We start from the raw sequence: 23,665 nt of genomic DNA, 5'->3' as shown, positions 1-23,665 counted from the left end.
GTTAACCCCAATCTCTGAGTTACGCAATGCGTATTAGAGTTACGCAAAACGTAATTTCGATGAGGTCGCACGATGAGCGAGACTGCCGCCACGACAACCGGACGCTGTCCGTTTCCCCATGGCACCGTTGGCGCCGCCAGCGCCGGTTCCGGTTGCCCGGTGAGCACCAACGCTGCGGCGTTCGACCCGTTCAGCGACGGCTATCAGCAGGAGCCGCCCGAATACGTGCGCTGGGCGCGCGAGCAGGAGCCTGTCTTCTACAGTCCGCAACTGGGCTACTGGGTGGTGACGCGCTACGACGACATCAAGGCGATCTTTCGCGACAACCTCACGTTCAGTCCATCGATCGCGCTGGAAAAGATCACCCCGACGGGACCCGAGGCGAATGCGGTGCTGGCGTCATACGGTTACGCGATGAACCGCACGCTCGTGAACGAGGACGAACCGGCCCACATGCCGCGTCGCCGCGTGCTGATGGAGCCGTTCACACCCGAGCATCTCAAGCACCACGAACCGATGGTGCGCCGCCTCACGCGCGAATACGTGGACCGCTTTATCGACGAAGGCCGCGCCGATCTCGTCGACCAGATGCTCTGGGAAGTGCCGCTCACGGTGGCGCTGCATTTCCTCGGCGTGCCCGAGGAGGACATGGGCCTGCTGCGCCAGTATTCGATTGCGCACACGGTTAACACGTGGGGACGTCCGAAGCCGGAGGAGCAGGTCGCCGTTGCGCACGCGGTCGGCAACTTCTGGCAGTTCGCTGGCAAGGTGCTGGACAAGATGCGCCAGAACCCCGACGGTCCCGGCTGGATGCAATACGGTATCCGCAAGCAGAAGGAACATCCGGAAATCGTCACGGACTCCTATCTGCATTCGATGATGATGGCGGGCATCGTGGCCGCCCACGAAACCACGGCGAACGCGACCGCCAACGCGATGAAGCTGCTGTTGCAGCACCCGCACGCGTGGCGCGAAATCTGCGAGGACCCGAGCCTCATCCCGAACGCGGTGGAGGAGTGCCTGCGCCACAACGGCTCGGTGGCCGCATGGCGCCGGCTCGCGACGAAGGATGTCCAGGTCGGCGGCATTGACATTCCGGCGGGCGCGAAGCTCCTGATCGTCATGTCGTCGGCGAATCACGACGAGCGCCATTTCGCCGACGCCGACCTTTTCGATATCCGTCGCGACAACGCCAGCGATCACCTCACGTTTGGCTACGGCTCGCATCAATGCATGGGCAAGAATCTCGCGCGCATGGAGATGCAGATCTTCCTCGAAGAACTCACGCGCCGCCTGCCGCATATGCGCCTCGCGGAGCAGTCCTTCACGTACGTGCCGAACACGTCGTTTCGCGGGCCGGAGCATGTGTGGGTGGAGTGGGATCCCGCACAGAACCCGGAGCGCAAAGCGCCCGCGCTGCTCGATGCGAAAGTGCCGGTGCGCATCGGCGAGCCTTCAGGTCATGCGTTGAGCCGTCCGGTGATCGTGGAGCGCGTGAGCGTTGCCGCCGACGGCATTGCGAGGCTGCGTCTCGTCGCGCCCGATGGCGGTGTACTGCCTCGCTGGGCGCCCGGCGCGCATATCGACATTGAATGTGGCGACACGGGCCTCTCGCGCCAGTACTCGCTGTGCGGCGATCCTGCCGACACGCGGGCGTTCGAAATCGCCGTGCTGCGCGACACGGCGAGCCGCGGTGGTTCGGCGTGGATTCATGAGGCCGTGCGCGAAGGCATGCGTCTTACTGTCCGCGGGCCGCGCAATCACTTTCGCTTCGACGAAGAAGGGCGCCGCGCGATTTTCATCGCAGGGGGCATCGGCATCACGCCCGTGAGTGCGATGGCGCGTCGCGCGCGCGAACTCGGGATCGACTACGAACTGCATTACAGCGGACGTTCGCGTGCAACGATGGCTTTCATTGACGAACTCGCACAACTGCACGGGGAGCGACTCTCGCTGCACGTTACGGACGAAGGCACGCGCAACGATTTCGACGCGCTACGCGTGGACGACGAGACGCGCGTCTATGCCTGCGGCCCGACACGTATGCTGGATGCGCTGCGTTCGTGCAGCGAGACGTGGCCGGAGGACGCGCTGCGCGTCGAGTACTTCGCGGCGAACGCGGGCAAGCTCGACCCCGCCAACGAGCACGCGTTCGAAGTGGAACTGAAGGATTCGGGACTCGTGCTGAACGTGGCTGCGGACCAGACTGTGCTCGACGCGCTTCGCCGCGCGAATATCGATGTTCAGAGCGACTGCGAAGAAGGCTTGTGCGGATCGTGCGAAGTGCGCGTGCTCGCGGGTGAGATCGATCACCGCGACGTGGTGCTCACGCGAGCGGAGCGCGAGACGAATCAGCGCATGATGACCTGCTGTTCGCGTGCCAAAGGGCGGCGATTGATACTCGAACTGTAGGTCGTACAGCGCGAGCGGATCAAATTCCGGCTATCGACTGTCCGCACATAAACGTGAACGAAAATAAAACGTCCGCTCCGGAAAGGACACTTTCGCGGAGTCGCGCGTATCGTTCATAGTGCGTTCGTACGACGAAACAGGAGAACCGCCGTGCCAGATTCGCAAACGCCGCCACTCGAAGCGTGGCTGGACAGGACTGAAACGCTGTCCGACGAGATCACGTCGTTTCCACTGCGCGCGCTCGCGGCGACACTCGTCCGCGCGGCGCCCGCCGTTGCCGTACCGCCGCTGTGGCACTGGCTGTATTTCCTGCCTATAGCGCCGCTTGCGGACGTGGGCGAAGACGGGCATCCGAAACGCGGTGGTTTCTTGCCGCCTGTGGCGCTGCCACGGCGTATGTGGGCGGGCGGTCGCTTCACATTCCACGCGCCGTTGCGTGTGGGCACGCAGGCGCAGCGTACGTCGACTATTGCCAGCATCGAGGACAAGACGGGACGCAGCGGACGGCTCGTCTTCGTGACGGTGCAGCATCGCTATGAGTCGGCGGGTACGCTTTGCGTGGAGGAAGAGCACGACATCGTGTATCGCGACGCGCCGCAGCCAGGTGCGCCAGCGCCGAAGCCCGTTGCCGCGCCGACCGGTGAAATATGGTCGCGTACGCTCACGGCTGGCGCAGTCATGCTGTTCCGTTATTCGGCACTGACTTTCAACGGCCATCGCATTCACTACGATTTCCCGTATGTGACTCAGGAAGAAGGTTATCCGGGGCTCGTCGTGCACGGTCCGCTGATCGCGACACTGCTGCTCGATCTCGTGCATCGTCACCTTCCGGACGCGGCTGTCGAGACGTTTGCGTTTCGCGCCGTGCGGCCGGTCTTCGCGGGCAATGCGTTCACGTTGTGCGGCCAGCCTTCGGCTGATGCTCGCACGGTGGAACTGTGGGCGAAGGATCACGATGGCCACCTGGCGATGCAGGCCACGGCGACGCTCGCGTGAATTTGCCCGCTTTCGCCTGTTGAGTCGTCAAGTGCACAAGGCAATCAGGGCATCGTCAGGACATCTGCATGGCGAGTGGCTGAAATCGGGACGCCTCAAGACATTGACGGCGTCTTGTCGCGCATGAAGCGCATTGCGAAACGCACGAGTTTCGGCATCGTTTCGGGCCGCAACAGGCGCGTGTCGTAGCCGGAGAAGCGGCGCTCGTTCTCGGCGAGACACAGGCGCATCACTTCAGACGCGCTGATATTGATATCCGTGACCGAATTCGCGCCGTTCATCGTGAACTTGGAGTCCTGATGGTGTTCGTTGCCCTCGGCATCAATCGTGCGCGAGAGGCCGATGCGCTCCCAAGCGAGAAAGACCCACACAGCGGCCACTTTCAGTTCAAAGCGCAGACGGCGCCACCAGGAAAGCCGCGTACGATGCCATGCCAACCAGTTCGCAAATAGCAGGATGTGGCGGCACTCTTCCTGCATGACGGGCTCGAAGGTATCGATCAACTCGGGCGGAAAGAGCCCGGAGCGCCGAGCCACTTCGAAAAGGCCGAAAGCGAAGAAACTGTCGATGCATTCGCTAAGGCCCGTCACGAGATAAGCCCATTCGGTGTCTTTCGGGTGGATGTAGGGTGGCTCGCTCGCCAGTTTGATGCCGTATGCCTCAACGAGGCGCGACAGCACTTCCTTGTGGCGGTTTTCTTCCCACGCGTTCAGGGCAAGGGCGTCGCGCAGGTCGACGTCGTCGAGCGTCGCGGCATAGGCGGCCATGCGCAATCGTGCCTTGCCTTCCGTCTGCACCGCGATGTCCCAGATCGGCAATTCGACGATGCGTTTGAGCGCCCCCGGTTCAAGCCTCGGCCATTCAAGCGTGGATGGACGGTACGGATTGAAGGTGTCGCGGAACATGCGGCACATCTCGCGCCGGTGAACTTCGGAGCCCGGCACTATGGCGCCGCTCACAGCGCTCGTCCAGACGCGCGTGTTGTGTTCGGCGGCGTCGAGTGTCGCGCGGTCGGGCTGATCGCGCGGCAACTCCGGCGCCGTGAAGCCAGGTATCAGTTGCGCCGCATCGAAGCCGTCCAGAACCTGATCACTCATCGGGTAGTGTCCCAGTCGAATGCACGGTGCTGCGATTCTGGCATGGATTCGTTTCGCGCGCGTTTGGGGTGCAGCGGGTTCGGTGTTCCGCTTCGCACGCGACCCGTATCGACTGCAGAAAGGGGAGAAGGTGAAATTGCGGCGGCGCACTAACCGTCGTATTGCGATGACGAGGGCTCGCTGAGTACGTGAAAGCCGCCAGGTCGACTCTGCGATCCGATAGCGTCGCCCGGCAGCGGCCTAACGCGCTCGTGCTAACGATTACACGCACTTGAGTTGCGTGCGCAACAGCGCGGCTTCGCCGTCGCGTGTGCGCCGCGCAATCGAACGATTCGATATCGCTCGGGTAGGCAATTGGGGTGAGTGGTATCCAAACATCAGGCGATGCTGCGTGCAACAACGGACGCAATCGCAAGCGTGATTCGTACGACAACGCGAGAAGCAACGCGCGTCATCCGGAAGGTGTGATGCCCGATAAAAAGCGGCGGTACTCGCGTAGCGATCGCCGAAACATTGGCGCAGCAACTTAACGACCGTGACGGCTATGGCGTATGTCCGTTCGGCATTCGTCCTGCGGCGCCGGAATGGGCAAACTCAGCGCAACTGTGCGAACGCAATCAACAACACCATGCCCCCGATGGCGCCATCGAGCACGCGCCACGCGCCAGCACGGCGAAATAGCGGCGCGAGTACGCGCGCGCCGTAGCCGAGCCCCACGAACCACACAGCGCTTACGCACATCGCGCCGATCGCGAACGCGAGGCGGCTGCCCGCGGGCTCGCGCGCGCCCGCGGTGCCGATCAGCAGAAATGTGTCGAGATAGACGTGCGGATTGAGCCACGTGAACGCGAGCGTCATCAGGATGATTGGCCACGCGCGCTGCTCGGTCGCCGCGTTCGCAGCAGCGGTATCGAGCACCGCATGACCGGGGCGTACCGCGCGCCGCAGCGCGCCGATACCGAACCACACAAGCCACGCGAGCCCGGCGTAGAGCACGAGATGCACGAATGTCGGATAGCGCTCGACGAGCGCCGACGCGCCGCCCACGCCTGCGCCGATCAGTACGAAGTCCGAGATCGTGCAAAGCACGACGATCTTGCCGACGTGTGAGCGCAAGATGCCCTGGCGCAGCACGAAGGCGTTTTGTGCACCGATGGTGACGATCAGCGACGCGCATAGCGCCGCGCCATGGGAAAAAGCGATCCAGTTCATAAGAGACACCGTTGGACATCGTACGGAAACGGCGCTAGTCTGCGGCCTGCAAGCACATAAGAAAAGCTGATTTTGTTTAACCGGATTAAGGAACGCTAATGCTCGACTATGCATTGCTCGATGCGCTGGCGGCCGTGGTGCGGCATGGTTCGTTCGACCGGGCGGCCGGCGCGCTCAATGTCACGCCCTCGGCCGTTTCGCAGCGCGTGAAGCTGCTGGAGGAGCGCGTCGGCACCGTGCTCGTGAAGCGCGGCCAGCCTTGCGTCGCGACGGCATCGGGTGCACTCCTGTGCCGCCACACTGAACGCGTGCAACTGCTCGAGGCGGAACTGGGCGGCGGGATGCCCACGTTCACGGGCGCGCTCGACGGGGCGCGGCCGACGCTGCGCATCGCCGTCAATGACGACAGCGTGGGCACCTGGTTTATCGACGCCGTCGCGCCTTTCTGCGTCGAGCGCGGCATCCTGCTCGATCTCGTGATCGACGACCAGGACCACACCGCCGAGCGCATGCGCGATGGCAGCGTGCAGGGCGCCCTCACGACGCAGGCGGAGCCCGTGCAGGGATGCCGTTCGACACGCCTTGGCCGCATGCGCTACCTCGCCGTGTGCTCGCCGGCATTCTTCGAGCGTCATTTCGCGCAGGGTGTCGCGCGCGAATCGCTGCGGGGCGCACCGTGCGTTGAATTCAATCCGAAGGATCAGCTGCAAAAGCGCTTCATTCGTCGCATCACGCGCGCGCCGGTCGATGCGCCGCGGCACTGGATACCGCACGTCGCGGGCTTTTTGCGCTGCTGCGTGAATGGCCTCGGCTGGGGCATGTGTCCCGAGCGCATGATCGCGCCGCATCTGGCGCGCGGCGAACTCATCGAACTCACGCCGGGCCGCGCGCTCGACGTCGACCTCTATTGGCAGAGCTGGCGTCTCTCGATCGGCTGGCTCGACGATTTCGGTGCGATGTTGCGGCGCCGGTCTGCCGAATTTCTCGATTAACGGCGGCGCCTTCGGGCGCCGTTACTCTCGCCGTTACTCTGTCTCATATGCACTAAACGGGCATATTCTTTTCATGTTTACGTGCGGTCAAATTGTCGAACTATTTGACCGCATAGTGTTCTTTGCTTTGATGCAATCACGGTGAAGTTGGACATAGCAATTACCCTAAAGACGTATTTATTGCAGATTTATGTCCGTTGAATTGACGCGCTGAAGAGGATTCGTTTTCCTGTAAGCTTCGCGCAGCGCCGTATGATAATTCCTCGCATTTCCGCTGACGATTTGCTATATGGGATCGGTGGCATCCACTTCGCTAACTGTTTATTCAGTTTCATTGACTGGTCATCGTTTGACGTGACTATTCAGGTAGGCGGCGATGAACGGCGGGTGGCGCCAAAAGCCCGTCAGGTATGGCGTTGAGGCGGTGCGCTGCAGCCGTTATGGGCACGTCTGGCCGAGCTAAGTATGTTCGCCTGTCGAATCTCAGGGCACCGTGCCGGTTATTTTTTCCGGTTCGCAGATGTAATTTTTAGAAGAATCGGAAAAAAGGTTATGAAACGTAAAGAAACGATTGGTGTCTGAATGTGGCAGGAACTGAAAGCGTAGGTCTTTCGATTTTTTCGTTTTTGATTGTCTCGCGTGAAAATTGACTTTTCCCTGTGGATTGCGAGACGGACACGCTATAATCCGGACGTGGCAGCGTGTTTATTCGACCGGCATATTGAATCGTTTCTACATGCACGAGGTGCATTATGACGAAATTAGATACCGGCAGCGTATGGCGACAAACCATTGACCTGCTGTCAGCCGCCTCCGAGCCCATGACCCTCACGGGCGACCCGGAGCGCAGCAGAAGCTGCAAACCGGTACCTGTCACACGCGGCGCTTCGGAGGTGTCGAGCCGCCGGCGTGCCGCTGTGCGCTCGTGGGATGCGCAGGGCATCACCTTGATCCGGCGTCATGATCCCGAGAGCATCACAGTCTGCTGGAGCGACGCCACGTATGGGCGCTACTCAGACCAGCTCTGGCGTGTCTGCACCGCAAGGCGCAGTTCGGTATGCGCACTGACGGGCGAGAAGATCCGCCGTGGCGACGCCGTATTCCGCCCGAGTCCCAATCGCCGTCATCGTCCGGCCAACGCCGACGCGATGATTCTCGCGAGCAAGATCGACAATCTACCTAATAGCGTAGTCGCAGCCCGTCTCGACGAGGCTCTCGCGGCCTGAGCGCGGCGGCCTGGTGCGCGTTTGATGCGTTGATGCGCCCGGTGCCTTGGCGCCCGGCGCTTCGGTCGCACGGCATGCGGAGTGCCGGTGGCCTTCGGTGCTGTGGCGTGTGTGGGCCACCCTGTCTGCACACACGGACCTTGTCTTCCGTACTCCTCGCAGTGCACCGCAGCACCGCTAACTATTACTGCTCGCAATGAAAACGGGCGCAGCCGCCAGATCTGGCGGCTGCGCCCGTTCGTTTGCGTGTGTCCGGCGCTGGTGCTCAGGCCGTCACATCGCCGGTTTCCTCTTCTTCGAGCGCGTCGCGCGTCTCCGGCATGGCGAGCCACACCAGCAGCACGGCTGCAGCGCCCGCCGCCGCGAGGCCAATGAAACTGACCGTATTGCCGAAGTGATCGGCGATGAACCCCGCCAGCGCCGTCGAGAGCGTCGCGCCTATGCCTGCCGAAAGCCCGAACAGTCCGATGCAGAGGTTATAGCGTCCCTTGCCTCCGGCGACGTCCGCCGCAATGAGCGGCAGCATCACGCCGAACACCGCCGCGGAAAGCCCGTCGAGCATCTGCACCGGCACGAGGAAGTACGGATTACCGACCGCCGCGAACAGCAGGGCGCGCACGGGCAGGGCGGTAAAGCCGAGGATCAGTACCGGCCTGCGTCCCCAGTGCTGCGCGGTGCGGCCCACCCACGGCGACATCCACGCGACGATCGCTTGCGGCACGATGATGCAGGCGGCGATCACGAGCTGGACGTTGTTGCCCATGCCGGCTGTCACTTCGCCCGCCGCGAGATTGAGCATCGCGGCATTCGACAGGTGGAACAGCACCACACACCCCGCGAACGTCAGCATCCGGCGGTCGCGCAGCAGGTCGAAGATGCTTTCACGCGATTCGCCGTGCGGCGTGGCCGCCTTGCCGGGGCGCGCCGCCGCGGCGGCGCCTCGCTGGTCATACTCGATCATCGACAATGCGACGAGCGCGGGCAGCGCGAGCGCGGCCGTCAGCCAGAACACGGAGCGCGGCGAGATGTACTCGCCCGTTAGCCCCATGAGGCCAGCGGCCACCGCGCTGCCGATCGATGCCCACCGCGCGTTGCGCCCGAGCCGGTCGCCCAGGTTCTGGCGGCCGACCAGCGCGAGCGCGAGCGCGGCCATGGCCGGCACGAGCATGCAGCTTGCGAAACCGTGGAAGACCTCGGCGGCCATCACCGCAACGACAGTCGGGCTCACCGCAAGCAGCGACGCCGACAGGATGATCGCGGCGATCGCCCACGCGGCGGCGGCCTTTTTGTTGCGCATCGCGTCGACGGCCGCTCCGCCCGGCACCTGGCTCACCATCGCGCTGATCGTGCCGACGGATAGCGCGAGGCCGATCTCGCCCTGCGTCCATTTATGCGAAGCGAGATAGGACGCGATGAACGGCCCGAAGCCCGTTTGTACGTTTGCGACGAAGAAGTTCAGCCAGTCGAGCGCCCGCAAACTTCGCGCGCTGGCCATCGAACGTAGTGTGGCCCCCGTCATTGGGCACCGCGCGAGGAAGCTGCGGGTGCAGCGGTTGCGGCGGACGCGGCCGGTGCCGCAGGGGCAGTCGGCGCCGCCGGAGGGTTGGGTTTCACCGCGCGCACAGACGCGTCGCTCGCGTACCGCGGCGAAGCGTCTATCTGCTGATCGGTCATATCGAGCTGAGCCGTCAGCACACGGTTTTTCGTGACGAAGTGCAGTGCTGCCCAGTCGGCGGCAATAGTTTGACGTTTTTCCAGTGTGCCGCTCACATCAAGCACCACCGCAAGCGGGTCCGCGCTGGCGTCGAGCAGCACGTCCACCACGCGACCTACCTTCGCGCCGTTGGGGCGTTCGACGCTCGCATCGAGCATCGGCAGGCGCGTCGGCCCTGCCTCTTCGAGGCTGGGCTGCTGGGGTGCGCCACCCGCTTTCGGCCGGTCCAGCGCGGGCGACTGGCCTGTGACGAGCGTGAGCGTGATCGCGGGCGTTTTGGGCTGGGTGTTCACGCGCACATTGCTCCACGGGAACCAGGCTTTTCGATCGCCGATTCCCATGAAGCCCTGCAGGTTCACGACCACCTCGATCGGCTTGCCGCCCGGCCCGGCGACGAGATCGACCGCGCGGCCTACGACTTTGCCGTCGGTTTTTTGGACTTCGCTGTCGAGCAAGGTGCGGAACGTGCTGCGTTCGAGTGTTCGCGTGCTGACGAGCGGCGCCGGCGCAGGCACGGCCGGGGCGCTGGCAGGCGCGGGCGGCGTCGGCGTGGGGCGGCGGCGGTGGATCAGAGAGGGGTGCGGCTTCTTCGGCGCGGTTTTCGCCCCGGCCGTCTCCTCGGTCTCGCTCGCTACCTCTGGCGCGGATGCTGCCTCGGGCTCGCTCGCGGCCGCCTCCGGCTCGCTTGCGGAAACCGGCGGCTCGGGCTGCACGGGCGGTGGGGAGCGGAACAGGCTGCAGCCCGAAAGCGCGAGCAGCAGCAACAGGGTCAGGGCGTGCGGGAGGGTTACAACGGGACGTGTGAAACCGCCTCTCATTAACGGAAACTCCTGGGAGCGGCCGGCGCGGCGCGCGCGGCAGGGAAAACCGGGTAGGGTGCCCGAGAGTTTAACCTGCGCGGGCGGGCGCACCGTGTCGGTTTTACCTGCCGCCCTGGCGTCGCGCTTGTTTCGATCGTTACTGCTTGACTTTCCTCGCGCGTTTTCTATGCTTAACCGCATGGTTAAGTATGAAGACGACGCTCTGACGCGTACTTTCGCGGCGCTGTCCGATCCCACGAGGCGTGCGCTGCTTGCGCGTCTTGCGGAGCAGCGCGAGCTTTCGGTGAGCGCACTCGCGCAGCCGCTATCGATGTCGCTACCCGCGGTGATGAAGCACCTCGACGTCCTCGCCGAGGCAGGCCTCGTCACGCGCGAAAAGACGGGTCGCACGGTTACGTGCCGTCTGGCTGCAGGGCCAATGGAGGAGGCGATGCATTGGCTTTCGCGGTATCAACGTTTCTGGACTGAACAGCTTGATCGCCTTGCCGCTTTCGTGGAGGAAGATGCATGTCAGCCAACCCCGACACTGGCTTCGCCAGCAGCCCCAGTCTCACGCTCCGGCGGCGCCTCAACGCCAGCACCGCGAAGGTCTACGCGGCATGGACGGAGCCGTCGCAACTGATGCAGTGGATGCACCCGTTCGACACGACCTGTATTCACGCCGAAGCCGATGTGCGCGTGGGCGGGCATTTTCGCGTGATCATGCGCGCGCCAGACGGCGAAGACCACGACGTGAGCGGCAAGTATCTCGAAGTGGTGCCCGACGCGAGGCTCGTATTCACGTGGGCGTGGCGCAGCACACCTGAGCGCGAATCGCTCGTGACCGTCATGCTGCGCGCCGACGGCAACGCGACCGAGCTCACGCTCAAGCACGAACGCTTCTTCGACGACGCTGCGCGCGACGCGCATCAAGGCGGCTGGTCGAGTTCGCTCGATAACCTGGTGGAGCAGTTTCGTCATTCGTGAGGGTGGCGCGGCTCTCGACTCTCGATAACGCAGACGGAGGAACCGACGATGGAATCGCACAAGGTTGTTTCGCAGGACGAATGGTTGGCGGCGCGCAAGGCGCTGCTCGCAGAGGAGAAAGCCTTCACGCACGCGCGCGATGCGCTGGCCGCGAAGCGCCAGGCGTTGCCGTGGGTGAAGCTTGAGAAGCAGTACACGTTCGATTCGCCGCATGGGCCGCGAACGTTGACGGATCTGTTCGGCCCACGCAGCCAGTTGATCGTGTATCACTTCATGCTGGGCCCGGACTGGGAAGAGGGTTGCGTGGGCTGTTCGTTCCTTTCCGACCACATCGACGGCATGCTGCCGCATCTGGAACATCACGACGTCTCATACGTGGCCGTGTCCCGCGCGCCGCTCGCGAAGATCGAGGCGTTCAAAAAGCGAATGGGGTGGCGTTTTCCGTGGGTGTCGTCGAACGGGAGCGACTTCAATTTCGACTATCACGTGTCGTTCAGCGAAGCCGACAAGGCACGCGGCAAGGCGCTCTATAACTTCGTGGAACAGGACTACGCGAGCGACGAGCTACCGGGCGTGAGCGCGTTCTATCGCGACGACGAGGGCAACGTCTATCACACGTATTCGGCGTATGCACGAGGTGCGGAATTGCTGCTTGGCACCTACGCGATGCTCGAGTTCACGCCGAAAGGACGTAACGAGCAGAGCGACATGCGCGAGTGGATTCGCCATCACGATCGCTACGAAAGTGCGCCGCAGGCGGCATGCTGCGCGCACGAGGAGAAGGCTTGAGGCAACGCGTGAAGGCCGGGGTGGGGTCGGCTAGAGTGCCATCTCGAACTCTGGCCGCAGCAGAACCTCGATCGCCATCACGATAAGCCCCATCGCGCCAGCGGCGAGCGTCAGCGTGCCGTATTCATCGTAGAACGTGTCGTACACGCACGCGACGATGAACAGAATGGCGAGCAGATTGGTCAGCCAGTAGAAGTTCAGCGCGAGGAGCATCGGCGTATCCGTGGCGCGGCTCAGGCCGTCTGGGCGGTTGGAATAATGGCCGGGATTCTAGCGGACCGACCTTACGGATACGCAACAGTTACGTGCAGAAGCGCACTTGTGTTTGAGATAAGTGGATTTTCCGGCGGGGCCAGTCCGTAGCGGCGGTGTGGTGGGGCTGTCAGGTGTTGCGGACGCCGCGTGTCGCATGGCGCGCATTCGATGCCTCCCGACCTTCGCTTTTATTGGGGCTGGACTGGAGTACTAGAAAAAGACGGGACTCATGGATAATCCCAGGTCTCCGGACACATCGGACGTGTTGTATAGACAAGCCGGCCAGGCTAGACTTCGGCTCACTTGTATATACAGGATTCGACAATGCGACTCACGCCCGGCCACCTGACTCTCCCGCAACTGCGCCAGATCGCGCGCGAAACGGTGAAACTCGAACTCGATCCGGCCAGCTTTGCCGCGATCGATGCCTGCGCGCAAGCCGTCGCCGACATCGCCGCGAAGGGCGAGCCCGCCTATGGCATCAACACCGGCTTCGGCCGGCTGGCCAGTACCCACATTCCGCGCGAGCAGCTCGAACTGCTGCAGCGCAATCTGGTGCTCTCGCACGCTGTGGGCGTGGGCGAGCCGATGTCGCGTCCGGTTGTGCGCCTGCTCATGGCGCTGAAGCTCTCGAGTCTCGGCCGCGGCCACTCGGGCATCCGTCGCGAGGTGATCGACGCACTCATCACGCTGTTCAACGCCGACGTGCTGCCGCTGATTCCCGTGAAGGGCTCGGTGGGCGCCTCGGGCGATCTCGCGCCGCTCGCGCACATGTCGGCGGTGCTGCTCGGCATCGGCGAGGTGTTCATCCGCGGCGAGCGAGCCAGCGCCGCGGCGGGTCTCGCCTCGGTGGGCCTCAAGCCGCTCGCGCTGCAGGCGAAGGAAGGCCTCGCGCTGCTCAACGGCACGCAGGCCTCGGCGGCGCTCGCGCTCTACAACCTCTTCGCGATCGAGGACCTGTACCGCACGGCACTCGTGTCGGGCGCGCTGTGCGTGGATGCGGCCGCGGGCTCGGTCAAGCCGTTCGATGCGCGCATCCACGCGCTGCGCGGCCATCGCGGCCAGATCGAGGCGGCCGCGGCCTACCGCACGCTGCTCGACGGCTCGGAGATCAACCTCTCGCACCGCGACTGCGGCAAGGTGCAGGACCCGTACTCACTGCGCTGCCAGCCGCAGGTGATGGGCGCGTGTCTGGACCAGATGCGCCACGCCGCGCAGGTGCTGCTCGTGGAAGCGAACGCGGTGTCGGACAATCCGCTGATCTTCCCGGACACCGGCGAAGTGCTCTCGGGCGGCAACTTCCACGCCGAGCCGGTGGCGTTCGCCGCCGACAATCTCGCGCTCGCGGCCGCCGAGATCGGCGCGCTGGCCGAGCGGCGCATCGCGCTGCTGATCGACGCGACGCTCTCGGGGCTGCCGCCGTTCCTCGTGAAGGACGGTGGGGTGAATTCGGGCTTCATGATTGCGCATGTGACGGCGGCCGCGCTCGCTTCGGAGAACAAGACGCTCGCGCATCCGGCTTCGGTCGATTCGCTGCCGACGTCGGCGAACCAGGAGGACCACGTGTCGATGGCGACGTTCGCCGCGCGCAAGCTCGCCGATATCGCGGAGAACACGGCCAACATCCTGGCGATCGAGCTGCTCGCCGCGGCACAGGGCGTGGACCTGCGCGCGCCGCATCCGACGAGCCCGGCGCTCGCGCGCGTGATGCAGGCCGTGCGCAGCGAGGTGCCGCACTACGATCTCGACCGTTACTTCGCACCGGATATCGCGGCGATCACGCGGATGGTGCAGGGCGGGGCGATCGCGGCGCATAGCCCGTTCGAGTTCGAATCGGAAGCCGCGGAATAACGGCCAGGAGAGCCGTGCGATGAACGCACCCGCGTATCAGGGCATCAAGGACTTCATCCAGGCACGCATCGATTCGGGCGAGTGGGGTGAGGGCGACCAGGTGCCTTCCGAGAACGAGCTGGCGCGCGAGTTCAAGGTCGCGCGCATGACCGTGAACCGCGCGCTGCGTGAGCTCTCTGCCGAACAGGTGCTCACGCGCGTGCAGGGCGCGGGCACGTTCGTTGCGCGGCCGAAGTACGAATCGACGGTCGTGGCGATCCGCAGCATTTCCGACGAGATCGCTGCGCGCGGCCATCGCTATCGCGCACACGTCCTCGAGATCGGCCCGTTGCGCGCCAACGCCTCGCTCGCCGGAGAAATGCAGCTTGGTGCGAACGACATCGTCTTTCATTCGCGCGTGCTGCACTTCGAGAACGACGAGCCCGTGCAGCTCGAAGAACGCTGGGTCAGCCCCGTCGTGGCGCCCGACTATGTGGCGCAGGACTTCACACAGACCACACCTAACCAGTATCTCGTGCGCGTCGCCCCCTTGCAGCGCGTGGAGTACCGCATCGAGGCGCTCGCGCCCGAGGGTGATACGCGCGAGCATCTTTCGATGAACCAGACCGAGCCGTGCCTCGTGCTGCACCGGCGCACGTGGTCGCGCGGGGTCGTGGCCTCGGTCGCGAATCTCTGGCATCCGGGCAGCCGGTACCGGTTCACGGGGCATTTCTAGCCGTTCTGGCTACGCCGCAGACCAGCGCTCTGGTAAAGCGGCATCCGTTCCCTTTTCTCTCGTGCCGATCCGCTTTTTTTCACGCGGGTTGCGTACTGCCGCGTGCAACGGCTACCCTTCATTCACCGGCCCGGATGGCGACGCATCGTGGCACAGCGCGCCCGGACCCCGCCATTGGCGCGGTTTCAGGCTGGGATGCCGCCGTGCGCACGAACGAGGGAGGATCCGGGCGATGGACGATACCGGCGCAAGACTCTTGCCCGTATGGCGCGCGAATCTTGCGCTACTGACCCGCCAGGTGGGGGCGGCCACGCGGCTTGCACGCATGATGACGCTCTCGTCGACCTACATGAAGCTGATCCTTTCGGGGCAGCGCGACTTCAGCGGCGAGTTCGTGCGCGGCGTCGAAGCGGTGACGGGGCTGCCGGAGGGATGGATGGACGTGCCGCATTACGCGGGCGAGGTACCGTCCACGGCGCGCGAATCGATCGACAACGAGCAGCCGCGGGCGCGCTTTCACGGCACGGCGCATCCGGTGCGCAAGCCGCCCGTGTTGCGAGCGGAACCGATCTTCGGATTGAACGCGTCGGCCAGACGCGACGAGGGCTCGGCCGACATGGAATCGCATCGCCGCATGGCGGGCGTGCGCAAGATCCGGGATCTCGCCGTGCAGGACGTGCGCAGACTCGAACGCCATCTGAGCGTGCCGCCGGTCGAGCCGAACGTCCTGCGCGCGCGAATCGAAGACGCGATCGCCGCAACCGACCCCGACGGACGTGTCTGCGCGGATCTCATGGGCCGGATCGAGCAGATCGAGAAACATCGCGAATTGCTGTTGCGCCACGTGTCGAAGCTCTACGAGCTGCTCGCGCGCCTCGGCGACGACTGAACGCCGCGCACGCACTAAACGCGTAGTTCAGTGAGGATCTGCTCGGCGAGAAAATCGCACGGCGCCCGGTTTGAGCGTGCGCTGCGCGCGAGCACCACTTCGAGGTCGGGCAACTTCGGCAACCCCTGTGCACGGCCGAGCGTCACGAACGTGTCCGGCACCGCGCAGCGCGCGAGGGGCGCAATCGCGAGACCCGCCGCGACCATACTGCACAACCCCATCAGACTCGGGCTTTCGTACGACGTACGATAGGCGATCTTCGCGCGCTCCAGCGCGTGGATGGCGTTCGCGCGCGCCACACTGCCCGCGCCGAACAGGGCTACGGGGAGCGGTCGTTCGCGCCAGATCTCACGACCGGTCGCCGCGCTGGCGGCCGCGGGCGGCGCGGCCCACACCATGGGTTCCAGCCGGATGAATTCGCCCGGCAGCCCACGCGTGCGCGTCACACAGGCGAGATCGATCTTGTTGTCCTTCACTAGCGGTGCGAGCGCGCTGCTCGGCAATCCGATTACCTGAATCTCGACCTTGGGCCAGCTTGCGGAGAACTTGCGCAACACGGGCGGCAGCAGCGACGAGGCATAGTCGTCGGGCACGCCGATCGACACGCGTCCCTTCAGCTCCGGATGGGCGAGCGTGGCCCACGCTTCATCGCGCAGCGCGAGCATGCGCCGGGCGTAGGCGATGAGCGTGTGTCCGTCCTGCGTGGGCGTGACATTTCGCGGTGCGCGAATGAACAGCGGCTTGCCGAGCGACGTTTCCAGCGCCCGGATCTGCATGCTCACGGCTGCCTGGGAACGATGCACGAGCGTCGCGCCGCGCACGAAGCTGCCCGCGTCGGCCACGGCGACGACCATCGCGAGCACGTCGAGATCGAGGGTCTTCATTGGTATAAGAAAAACTGATTCAAAACATCAATATAACGCGTTTGTCTGAACATAACCCCGACCCCATACTGAGGCTCCACTCACTGAGCGCGCCGCGTGACGGCCAGAACAACATGTTGATGACGCCGCCGGATACTTTGACTTACGAACGATTCAGGGAACTGAAACTGCAACTCGACATGTCGCGCGGCAAGCCCGCGCCCGAGCAGCTTGATCTCTCGCGTGCGCTGATCGAGACGGCGAACGAGGCAGGGCATCTTGCGCGTGACGGCTTCGACTGCCGCAACTATGGGCTGCCGTCGGGGTTGCCCGAGGCACGCGAACTCGGCGCAACGTTGCTCGGCGTACCGGCTGCGCAGGTGATCGCAGCGGGCAACTCGAGCCTCGAACTGATGCACGACGCACTCGTGTTCGCGTTGTTGCACGGTGTGCCGGTGGAAGAGGGTAGTAGTGCCCCGTGGCGCGCACAGGGGGAGATCGCGTTCCTGTGTCCGGCGCCGGGCTATGACCGTCACTTTCAGATCCGCGAGGCGCTCGGCATTCGTATGATCGCCGTGCCGATGCGCGACGACGGCCCCGACATGGACGCGGTGGAGCAGCTCGTGCGCGACGACGCGTCGATCAAGGGTATCTGGTGCGTGCCGCTCTACAGCAACCCGACGGGCGCGATCTTCTCGGACGACGTGGTGCGCCGTCTCGCGTCGATGCCGACAGCCGCGCCGGATTTCCGCCTGTTCTGGGACGACGCCTACCGCTTCCATCACCTCGGTGACGAACGGCTCACGACACTCAACGCGTTGCAGGTTTGCACCGAGGCGGGTCACGCGGATCGATTGCTGATGTTCGCGTCGCTATCGAAGGTTACGTTTGCCGGCGGCGCGCTCGCGTGGTTCGCAGCATCGCCGCGCAACGTCGCGTGGTGGCAGCGGCATACGGTGGTTCGCAGCATCGGCCCGGACAAGCTGAACCAGTTGCGTCATGTGCGTTTCGTTCGCAACCGGGCGACGCTCGAAGCGCTGATGGAGCAGCATCGCGCGCTGCTCAAACCGAAATTCGACGCCGTCGATGCCGTGTTTCGCGCACGTCTCTCGCGCGTGCCGGGCGTGCACTGGAACGTGCCGCGCGGTGGCTATTTCATCAGTCTGTATGCGCCACCGGGCTGCGCGCGGCGCACGGTCGAACTCGCGGCGCTCGCCGGGTTGATCCTCACGCCAGCAGGTGCGGCGTTTCCGTACGGCGTCGATCCACAGGACAGTCATTTGCGCATCGCGCCATCGTATCCGTCTCTCGAAGACGTGCGGCTCGCCGCCGAGGGTATCGCGCTGTCACTGCTGCGTGCGATTGAAGAAGGGCGCGGCGCGCCCTCGTAATTCGCTATTCGCGGGGGATGGGCGCGATCAGCGCCGCGCGCGTCGATGTGCTACAACGACAGACGTGGTTATCGTCGTTGGAGGTTGACGTGCACGCACTCTCCGCTGGACTGAAACGCGCGCTCGCGGAGCCAAGGCGCGACGCAATCGTCAGACCGCCGACCGGAAGGATACTTTTTGCCGACGCCGACCGATTGGCCGAAAGCGTGGCCCGCAGGCCCGGCGCGCACGCTCGGCGTGCAGTTCAACTTGCGCGTCGGCTAGCGGTAATCTTGCCGCCCGGTGCGGTGCGCGGACAGTATGTTCGGGCGTAGGTTTGCGACGGTCGCGGCGCCTGGTTCAGGCGCACTTTGCCTCGCGCTGGCGGTTGCCGCGGGACCGGCGCTGGCTCAAACATCCAGCGTACGCGAGCAGAGCGACGTGACAGTCGTAGCGCCGGTCACGCTTGAACGCGACGTACATTTGTTCATCGTCCAGAAGGACGGCTCGATCGTCGAGCACGACGACTATGTGATGCGTGCGAATACGACCGCGGGCGTCGATCAGGTGGCGGAGCGCTACGTCTGGTTCAATAAGGAGGCCGAAGCAATAACGGAACTATCGGCCGAAACCATCGGGCCGGACGGTGCCGTTCATCCCGTTGGTCCGGAGGGCATCCGCGATGTGCAGGAACCGCGCCCAGCGGGCGCGCCGACTTTCGATGAGGGTGTGCTGCGCGCCGTGATCTTCCCCGGCGTGCAGCCGGGATCGCGGGTGCATCTATCCTTCGGCAAGCGCCGGACGAAGCCGCCGGAAAGGGGCGCATTTTCGTACTCCGTCGAACCGACTGGCGACCCCGTCGAGTTCCAGCGACTCACCTTCGATTTGCCCGCCGACATGCCGCTCCACGTCGATGCGCGCGGCTATATCGCGCTCCCGCCCGTCACCGCGAATGGCCGCACGCTCTACGCGTTCGACTACCGTCATGGACCCTATCCGCCGCTCGAACCGGGCGCGGTGGGCTACGCGAACTGGGGCGACCGCCTGATGGTGACGACCCTGCCGGATTTCGCGGCTTTTGCGACGCGCTACCGCGAGGCGGCCGCCGATCCGGGCGCGACCGATCCGTCGATCGCGGCGCTCGCGCAAGCGCTCATCGCGGGCACGAGCGGTCCGCGGGAAGCGGCGGCGCGCATTTACGACTGGATGCGTTTCAACATTCGCTACGTGGCGCTGTTTCTCGGCGAGAGCGCGACCGTGCCGCATCGCACCGTCGATATCCTGCGCAACCGCTATGGCGACTGCAAGGACCATGTCGCGCTATTTACTGCGCTGCTGGCGGCGGCGGGCATCCGTGCAGAGGCCGCGCTGGTGAGCATTGGCCCCGTCTATACGCTGGCCGCAGTGCCGGGATACGGCGACGCGGGGATCGATCACGTGATCGCGTGGCTGCCCGATCTCGGGCTGTTCGCGGATACGACTTCGGGAGGTGTCGCGTTCGGCTATCTGCCAGCAGGCGTGATGGACCGCCCCGCGCTGCTGGTGGACGACGGCGTGCTCGTGCGCACACCCGCGACGCAGCCGCGTGCGCGCAACGCGAAGCTCGCGATCGGCGTCGGCGGTGATGGCAACGCCGCATACCGCTATTACGTCGAGGACGACGGCGCCACCGCGGAGATCGAGCGCAACACGTTTCGCCGCGCAACGCGCGAGGCGGCGCACCAGTTAGCGACGCAACGTTTGCGGCAGACAGGACTCAACGGCACGGCACGCATCACGACGAGCGCGCCCGACGCGACCTCAGGCCCGTTTTCGACGACGACCGAAGGCACGCTCGACCATTTCGTCTGGCCCGATGGCACCACGGCGCTGCCTGCGCTTTCGAGTTTCTCGGGAGGCATCGCCACGCAGATCGATAACTGGCTCGCGCAGCCGCGCCGCACGCAGCCGTGGACCTGCGTCGGCGGCGAGTTCGACGAGTCGTCGCAGATACAGTTGCCCGTGAACGTGCGCGTGACTGACATGCCGCGCGATGCGAGCGTGCAGGGCACGGCTGATGTGCCTCTCGCCTATTCGGCGCAGTACGTGTTCGATCCGGCCTCTCGCACGGTGCAAATCCTGCGCCACCTCACGGCGCGCTTCGGCCATCAGATGTGCTCGGCGGAGGAATTCGCGCAGATGCGCGACGCCCTGGTGCGCATCCAGCGCGATACGCACGCACAAATCGTCGTGCGCGCACAGGGCGGGTGATCAGTAACCGCGTGTCGTCAAGGAAATGGCGGCGGGCGGCTCCATGACCGCTCTGCATTTCCATCAGCGTTTCGCGAAGCCGCACGAGCGGCTCCTTCGTTTCTTCGTCGGCCCAGTCTTCGAGGTCGTCGAGTGCGCGGTTGCAGCCGTCGAGCAACACGTCGAGATCGACCGGCACGCCGTTAGCGAGCGCAAAGCTCAGCGTTTCCGCGAAACGCTCGCAGTCGTCGTCGCCGTATGCAATGTCGAGGTTGTCCGCGATCGTCTGGGCGATGTCGCTGCGTGCGCGGTCACTTTCGTCGACGAAGTCGATGATGCCGCGCGCCACTTCGGGCGCGTGATAGAGCGCGATGTCGAGCCAGATTGCTGCATCGAAATCGGGGTCGTGGCTTTGCGTCTCGAAGTATTCGATGGCTTCCTGCTCGTGCGTAACGCCAGCGTCGACGTCAAGGCAAAGCTGCTCGAAATGTTCTTCCTGTTCGCTGCGGATGGGGTGGGACATCGGTCAATCTCTTCAATCGTGGTGCGCAACGCGCGCGGCCCGAATTATAGGCTCTGGTTCAGCGAACGGGCCGAATGCAGCACGCTGTTTGCCGCCGGTGTGTGCCCGGGCGCACCGCGTCTTATCGCGGCGATATCAAACCGTATCGACGGCCCACGCGTCGTACCACTCGCGCGGCCTCGCGATCTGATCCTGCGCAGCGACGATCTCGAGCTCGTAGCGGCCGGCGTCCCACGTCGTCTTGACCACGGCGTTGACGGCTGCGAGCGTGTGCTCGAGCGCGTGGCGCAGCGGGTCGCCGAGCATCAGCCGCGCGACGAACACGGCACTTGTCACATCGCCGACGCCGACGGGCTGGCGCGCAAACGGATAGAGCGGACGCTGCGCGACCCACGCTTCGTCGCGGGTCACGACGAGCATGTTGAACCGGTCGGCGGGGCTGTTGCGGTCGAGCAGGTGCTTCACGAGCATCAACGCGGGGCCGCGCCGAATCACTTCCCGGCACGCGATGACGGCTTCCTCGGCGGTTTCGATCTCGCGGCCGACGAGGCGTTGCAGCTCGCCGTGGTTCGGCATCATCACGTCAGCCACTTCGGGCATGTTCTCGACGAGGAATGTCTCGATGCCTGGCGACACCTGGCAGCCGTCGGTAGTCCCCATCACCGGGTCGCAGAAATAGCGTGCGTGCGGGTTGGCCGCTTTCACCGCGCGCACGATGTCGATTACGGCCTCGGCCTGTTCAGGCGCGCCGAGGTAGCCCGAGAGCACGGCATCGCAGCGCGGCAGAACGCCGATTGCGCCCATGCCGTCGACGAGGTCGGACATCTGCTGTGCGTCGATCGCGCTGCCGGTCCAGTGGCCGTATTGCGTGTGATTGGAAAACTGCACGGTGTTCAGCGGCCAGACGTTCACGCCGAGCCGGCGCATCGGGAACACGGCGGCGCTGTTGCCAGCGTGGCCGAACACGACGTGGGACTGGATGCTCAGAACGTTGATCATGGTTGGTCCGCTGGATACGCTCTCGTTGACGATGACGGCGTCCGGATCGCGTTGAGTGCAATGCAGCAACGATAACCGAATTCTGCGCGTGTAGTCGACTGGCTTATGCAGGTGTTGTTGCGCGAGGCAGGCAGCGCGTTCGCGGCGAGTGTGGCGAGTGTGGCGCGTCTGGAATTCAGAGCAACTCGCGGTAGAGCGCGAGATACCGCTGGGCCGACGCCGCCCAGCCGAAATCCTGTTGCATCGCGCGCGTGCGCGTATCGCGCCAGTCGTGATTGCGCGCATAGAGCGCGAAGGCGCGGCGGATCGCAGCCGTGAGCGCGTCCGGTTCGAAGCGCTCGAACACGAAACCGGTGGCGAAGCCATCGGCAAGATTTTCGAGCGACGCGTCGACGACGGTGTCCGCCAGTCCGCCGACGCGATGCACGAGTGGCAGCGCGCCGTAAGCGAGCGCGTAGAGCTGCGTGAGCCCGCACGGCTCGAAGCGCGAAGGCACGGCGATCACATCGGAGCCCGCGACGATCGCATGCGCGAGCGCCTCATCGAAGCCGAGTTCGACCGCGACCGCGTCGGGATGCTGTCGTGCGGCGCGCGTGAATCCCTGTTCGAGACTCGCATCGCCGGTGCCGAGCACGACCAGCTGGCCGCCGCGCGAGACGATCTCGGGCAGCGCACCGAGCAGCAGATCGAGGCCCTTCTGTTCGGTGAGGCGGCTCACCACGCCGAACACCGGTGCATCGTGTTTCTGGGCCAGCTTCAGGCGTGCCTGCAGCGCCGTCTTGCAGCGCAATTTTCCGCTCATGTGGTCGGCGGAAAAATGCGCGGCGATCGATCCATCGGTGGCCGGGTTCCAGACCGTGTAGTCCACGCCGTTGAGGATCCCGACGAGATCGTGCGAGCGGCCCCGCAGCAGCGCTTCGAGGCCGCCACCCTGGGCGACCGTCTGGATCTCGCGTGCGTAGGTCGGGCTGACCGTCGTGATCTTGTCGGCGTAGTAGAGGCCGGCTTTCAAAAACGAAAGTTGTCCGTAGAACTCGATGCCGTGCATGTCGAAGAAATCGCTGGGAAGGCCCAGATTCGCGAACTGCTGTGCGGGGAAAATGCCCTGGTAGGCGAGGTTGTGAACCGTGAAGACCGTACGCGCTAGCGAGCGACCTTGCGGCAGGCCACGCTCGCGCGCCGCCGCGCGCAGGTAGGCGGGAACGAGACCAGCGTGCCAGTCGTGCGCCTGCACGATCTGTGGCGCCCACGCGGGATCGGCGTGCTGCACGAGTTGCGCGGCCGCCCAGCCGAGCAGCGCGAAACGTTGAGCGTTGTCGCCATAGGGGACGTGCTCGTCGTCGAGATACGGGTTGCCGGGGCGCGAGTAGAACGCGTCGGCCCGGATCATGTAGACGGGCAGATCGCTCCCGGGCACACGGCCCAGTTCGAGCGATGCCTGTGGCGCCCCAAACGTGCGTTCGAGCCGCGCCACGGGATGCAAGTCGGCGAGTCCCTGCGCGATGCTCGCGAAGCCGGGCAGCAGCAGACGGGCGTCGGCACCCTGTTCGATCAGGGCGGCGGGCAGGGCGGCGGTGACGTCGGCGAGTCCGCCGGTCTTCAGGAGCGGGTAGAGCTCGCTGGCTACATGCAGGACGCGGATGGTCATCGCTCGGGTGTCCTCTCGGTGCTGGGCGACGCGGTTCAGGGCGGGTTCGGGTTTGCTGCCGACACGCGGGCGTACCGCGTGCCCGATGAGCGGTGCCT

General features: G+C 64.8%; 20 protein-coding genes and 1 pseudogene. 12 read left to right on the top strand and 9 right to left on the bottom strand.

Features of this window, described 5'->3' with window-relative positions; genetic code table 11:
• Positions 1–72: 72 nt before the first annotated feature.
• Both L0U80_RS09235 and L0U80_RS09230 read left to right on the top strand, forming a co-directional pair.
• Complete coding sequence (locus tag L0U80_RS09235) at positions 73–2,412, top strand: cytochrome P450/oxidoreductase (protein ID WP_233863641.1); 2,340 nt, start codon at positions 73–75, stop codon at positions 2,410–2,412.
• A gap of 150 nt (positions 2,413–2,562) precedes the next feature.
• Positions 2,563–3,408, top strand: coding sequence for an HTD2 family dehydratase (locus L0U80_RS09230; RefSeq protein ID WP_233863640.1), 846 nt, complete (start codon positions 2,563–2,565; stop codon positions 3,406–3,408).
• Positions 3,409–3,503: 95 nt separating this feature from the next.
• Here L0U80_RS09230 and L0U80_RS09225 read toward each other — a convergent pair whose 3' ends face one another.
• Together L0U80_RS09225 and L0U80_RS09220 are read right to left on the bottom strand one after the other, a co-directional pair.
• Complete coding sequence (locus L0U80_RS09225; RefSeq protein WP_233863639.1) at positions 3,504–4,505, bottom strand: ferritin-like domain-containing protein; 1,002 nt, start codon at positions 4,503–4,505, stop codon at positions 3,504–3,506.
• A gap of 594 nt (positions 4,506–5,099) precedes the next feature.
• Positions 5,100–5,717 (bottom strand): LysE/ArgO family amino acid transporter, encoded by a 618-nt coding sequence (locus tag L0U80_RS09220; protein WP_233863638.1) that lies wholly within the window; start codon positions 5,715–5,717, stop codon positions 5,100–5,102.
• A gap of 98 nt (positions 5,718–5,815) precedes the next feature.
• Between L0U80_RS09220 and L0U80_RS09215 the strand changes: the two genes are divergently transcribed.
• Positions 5,816–6,709 (top strand): LysR family transcriptional regulator ArgP, encoded by an 894-nt coding sequence (locus tag L0U80_RS09215; protein WP_233863637.1) that lies wholly within the window; start codon positions 5,816–5,818, stop codon positions 6,707–6,709.
• A gap of 752 nt (positions 6,710–7,461) precedes the next feature.
• Positions 7,462–7,935, top strand: coding sequence for a DUF3331 domain-containing protein (locus L0U80_RS09210; RefSeq protein ID WP_233863636.1), 474 nt, complete (start codon positions 7,462–7,464; stop codon positions 7,933–7,935).
• Between the two features lie 265 nt (positions 7,936–8,200).
• Here the strand turns inward: L0U80_RS09210 and L0U80_RS09205 are convergent, their stop codons facing one another.
• Both L0U80_RS09205 and L0U80_RS09200 read right to left on the bottom strand, forming a co-directional pair.
• Positions 8,201–9,454, bottom strand: a complete 1,254-nt coding sequence (locus L0U80_RS09205) for an MFS transporter (protein WP_233863635.1) — start codon at positions 9,452–9,454, stop codon at positions 8,201–8,203.
• Entirely contained in the window at positions 9,451–10,467 is a 1,017-nt protein-coding gene (locus L0U80_RS09200) for a PRC-barrel domain-containing protein (protein ID WP_233863634.1), read from the bottom strand. Before L0U80_RS09200 ends, L0U80_RS09205 begins: the two co-directional genes overlap by 4 nt.
• Before the next feature lie 169 nt (positions 10,468–10,636).
• Here L0U80_RS09200 and L0U80_RS09195 point away from each other — a divergent pair, with 169 nt between their 5' ends.
• Genes L0U80_RS09195 through L0U80_RS09185 form a run of 3 tightly spaced genes read left to right on the top strand, consistent with a single transcriptional unit; the run spans position 10,637 to position 12,225 of the window.
• On the top strand, positions 10,637–11,092 hold the full coding sequence (locus L0U80_RS09195; protein ID WP_308444850.1) for an ArsR/SmtB family transcription factor: 456 nt from the start codon (positions 10,637–10,639) through the stop codon (positions 11,090–11,092).
• A complete protein-coding gene (locus L0U80_RS09190; protein WP_233863632.1) occupies positions 10,978–11,436 on the top strand; it encodes an SRPBCC family protein in 459 nt (152 codons plus the stop codon). Before L0U80_RS09195 ends, L0U80_RS09190 begins: the two co-directional genes overlap by 115 nt.
• A 48-nt stretch (positions 11,437–11,484) precedes the next feature.
• Complete coding sequence (locus tag L0U80_RS09185; protein ID WP_233863631.1) at positions 11,485–12,225, top strand: DUF899 domain-containing protein; 741 nt, start codon at positions 11,485–11,487, stop codon at positions 12,223–12,225.
• A 30-nt stretch (positions 12,226–12,255) separates the two neighbouring features.
• Here L0U80_RS09185 and L0U80_RS09180 read toward each other — a convergent pair whose 3' ends face one another.
• Positions 12,256–12,438, bottom strand: a complete 183-nt coding sequence (locus L0U80_RS09180; protein WP_124153898.1) for a hypothetical protein — start codon at positions 12,436–12,438, stop codon at positions 12,256–12,258.
• Between the two features lie 366 nt (positions 12,439–12,804).
• Between L0U80_RS09180 and hutH the strand changes: the two genes are divergently transcribed.
• From hutH to L0U80_RS09165, 3 genes are all read left to right on the top strand, one after another.
• On the top strand, positions 12,805–14,331 hold the full coding sequence (gene hutH / locus L0U80_RS09175) for a histidine ammonia-lyase (RefSeq protein ID WP_233863630.1): 1,527 nt from the start codon (positions 12,805–12,807) through the stop codon (positions 14,329–14,331).
• A gap of 19 nt (positions 14,332–14,350) precedes the next feature.
• On the top strand, positions 14,351–15,046 hold the full coding sequence (gene hutC, locus L0U80_RS09170; RefSeq protein WP_233863629.1) for a histidine utilization transcriptional repressor HutC: 696 nt from the start codon (positions 14,351–14,353) through the stop codon (positions 15,044–15,046).
• A 232-nt stretch (positions 15,047–15,278) separates the two neighbouring features.
• The gene (locus L0U80_RS09165) at positions 15,279–15,935 is read left to right on the top strand and encodes a hypothetical protein (RefSeq protein WP_233863628.1); all 657 of its coding nucleotides are present in this window, start codon (positions 15,279–15,281) and stop codon (positions 15,933–15,935) included.
• Between the two features lie 14 nt (positions 15,936–15,949).
• Here L0U80_RS09165 and L0U80_RS09160 read toward each other — a convergent pair whose 3' ends face one another.
• Positions 15,950–16,819, bottom strand: a complete 870-nt coding sequence (locus L0U80_RS09160; RefSeq protein WP_233863627.1) for a LysR substrate-binding domain-containing protein — start codon at positions 16,817–16,819, stop codon at positions 15,950–15,952.
• 119 nt (positions 16,820–16,938) lie between these two features.
• On the opposite strand from L0U80_RS09160, the gene L0U80_RS09155 reads away from it, so the two are divergent.
• Both L0U80_RS09155 and L0U80_RS09150 read left to right on the top strand, forming a co-directional pair.
• Positions 16,939–18,189, top strand: a complete 1,251-nt coding sequence (locus tag L0U80_RS09155) for an aspartate aminotransferase type Ic (RefSeq protein WP_233865808.1) — start codon at positions 16,939–16,941, stop codon at positions 18,187–18,189.
• Positions 18,190–18,489: 300 nt separating this feature from the next.
• A complete protein-coding gene (locus L0U80_RS09150; protein ID WP_233863626.1) occupies positions 18,490–20,418 on the top strand; it encodes a DUF3857 domain-containing protein in 1,929 nt (642 codons plus the stop codon).
• A gap of 52 nt (positions 20,419–20,470) precedes the next feature.
• Here the strand turns inward: L0U80_RS09150 and L0U80_RS31650 are convergent.
• The 3 genes and pseudogenes from L0U80_RS31650 to glgA all read right to left on the bottom strand — a co-directional run.
• Positions 20,471–20,920: pseudogene (locus L0U80_RS31650) on the bottom strand (hypothetical protein); the annotation flags it as partial.
• 135 nt (positions 20,921–21,055) lie between these two features.
• Entirely contained in the window at positions 21,056–21,919 is an 864-nt protein-coding gene (pdxY, locus tag L0U80_RS09145; protein WP_233863625.1) for a pyridoxal kinase PdxY, read from the bottom strand.
• 175 nt (positions 21,920–22,094) lie between these two features.
• On the bottom strand, positions 22,095–23,567 hold the full coding sequence (glgA, locus tag L0U80_RS09140) for a glycogen synthase GlgA (RefSeq protein WP_233863624.1): 1,473 nt from the start codon (positions 23,565–23,567) through the stop codon (positions 22,095–22,097).
• Positions 23,568–23,665 lie beyond the last annotated feature (98 nt).

This window comes from Paraburkholderia adhaesiva, assembly GCF_021390575.1.
Lineage (GTDB): Bacteria > Pseudomonadota > Gammaproteobacteria > Burkholderiales > Burkholderiaceae > Paraburkholderia > Paraburkholderia adhaesiva.
This window is presented reverse-complemented; position numbering and strand designations above follow the sequence as displayed.

Bases quoted from the DNA above. Each gene is read 5' to 3' on its own strand.
- L0U80_RS09190 (WP_233863632.1), top strand. From the start codon at position 10,978: ATGTCAGCCAACCCCGACACTGGCTTCGCCAGCAGCCCCAGTCTCACG.
- L0U80_RS09155 (WP_233865808.1), top strand. From the start codon at position 16,939: ATGACGCCGCCGGATACTTTGACTTACGAACGATTCAGGGAACTGAAA.
- L0U80_RS09210 (WP_233863636.1), top strand. From the start codon at position 7,462: ATGACGAAATTAGATACCGGCAGCGTATGGCGACAAACCATTGACCTG.
- hutH (WP_233863630.1), top strand. From the start codon at position 12,805: ATGCGACTCACGCCCGGCCACCTGACTCTCCCGCAACTGCGCCAGATC.
- L0U80_RS09160 (WP_233863627.1), bottom strand. From the start codon at position 16,819: ATGAAGACCCTCGATCTCGACGTGCTCGCGATGGTCGTCGCCGTGGCC.
- hutC (WP_233863629.1), top strand. From the start codon at position 14,351: ATGAACGCACCCGCGTATCAGGGCATCAAGGACTTCATCCAGGCACGC.
- glgA (WP_233863624.1), bottom strand. From the start codon at position 23,567: ATGACCATCCGCGTCCTGCATGTAGCCAGCGAGCTCTACCCGCTCCTG.
- L0U80_RS09235 (WP_233863641.1), top strand. From the start codon at position 73: ATGAGCGAGACTGCCGCCACGACAACCGGACGCTGTCCGTTTCCCCAT.
- L0U80_RS09180 (WP_124153898.1), bottom strand. From the start codon at position 12,438: ATGCTCCTCGCGCTGAACTTCTACTGGCTGACCAATCTGCTCGCCATT.
- L0U80_RS09220 (WP_233863638.1), bottom strand. From the start codon at position 5,717: ATGAACTGGATCGCTTTTTCCCATGGCGCGGCGCTATGCGCGTCGCTG.
- L0U80_RS09225 (WP_233863639.1), bottom strand. From the start codon at position 4,505: ATGAGTGATCAGGTTCTGGACGGCTTCGATGCGGCGCAACTGATACCT.
- L0U80_RS09200 (WP_233863634.1), bottom strand. From the start codon at position 10,467: ATGAGAGGCGGTTTCACACGTCCCGTTGTAACCCTCCCGCACGCCCTG.
- L0U80_RS09205 (WP_233863635.1), bottom strand. From the start codon at position 9,454: ATGACGGGGGCCACACTACGTTCGATGGCCAGCGCGCGAAGTTTGCGG.
- L0U80_RS09150 (WP_233863626.1), top strand. From the start codon at position 18,490: ATGTTCGGGCGTAGGTTTGCGACGGTCGCGGCGCCTGGTTCAGGCGCA.
- L0U80_RS09215 (WP_233863637.1), top strand. From the start codon at position 5,816: ATGCTCGACTATGCATTGCTCGATGCGCTGGCGGCCGTGGTGCGGCAT.
- L0U80_RS09195 (WP_308444850.1), top strand. From the start codon at position 10,637: ATGCTTAACCGCATGGTTAAGTATGAAGACGACGCTCTGACGCGTACT.
- L0U80_RS09165 (WP_233863628.1), top strand. From the start codon at position 15,279: ATGGACGATACCGGCGCAAGACTCTTGCCCGTATGGCGCGCGAATCTT.
- pdxY (WP_233863625.1), bottom strand. From the start codon at position 21,919: ATGATCAACGTTCTGAGCATCCAGTCCCACGTCGTGTTCGGCCACGCT.
- L0U80_RS09185 (WP_233863631.1), top strand. From the start codon at position 11,485: ATGGAATCGCACAAGGTTGTTTCGCAGGACGAATGGTTGGCGGCGCGC.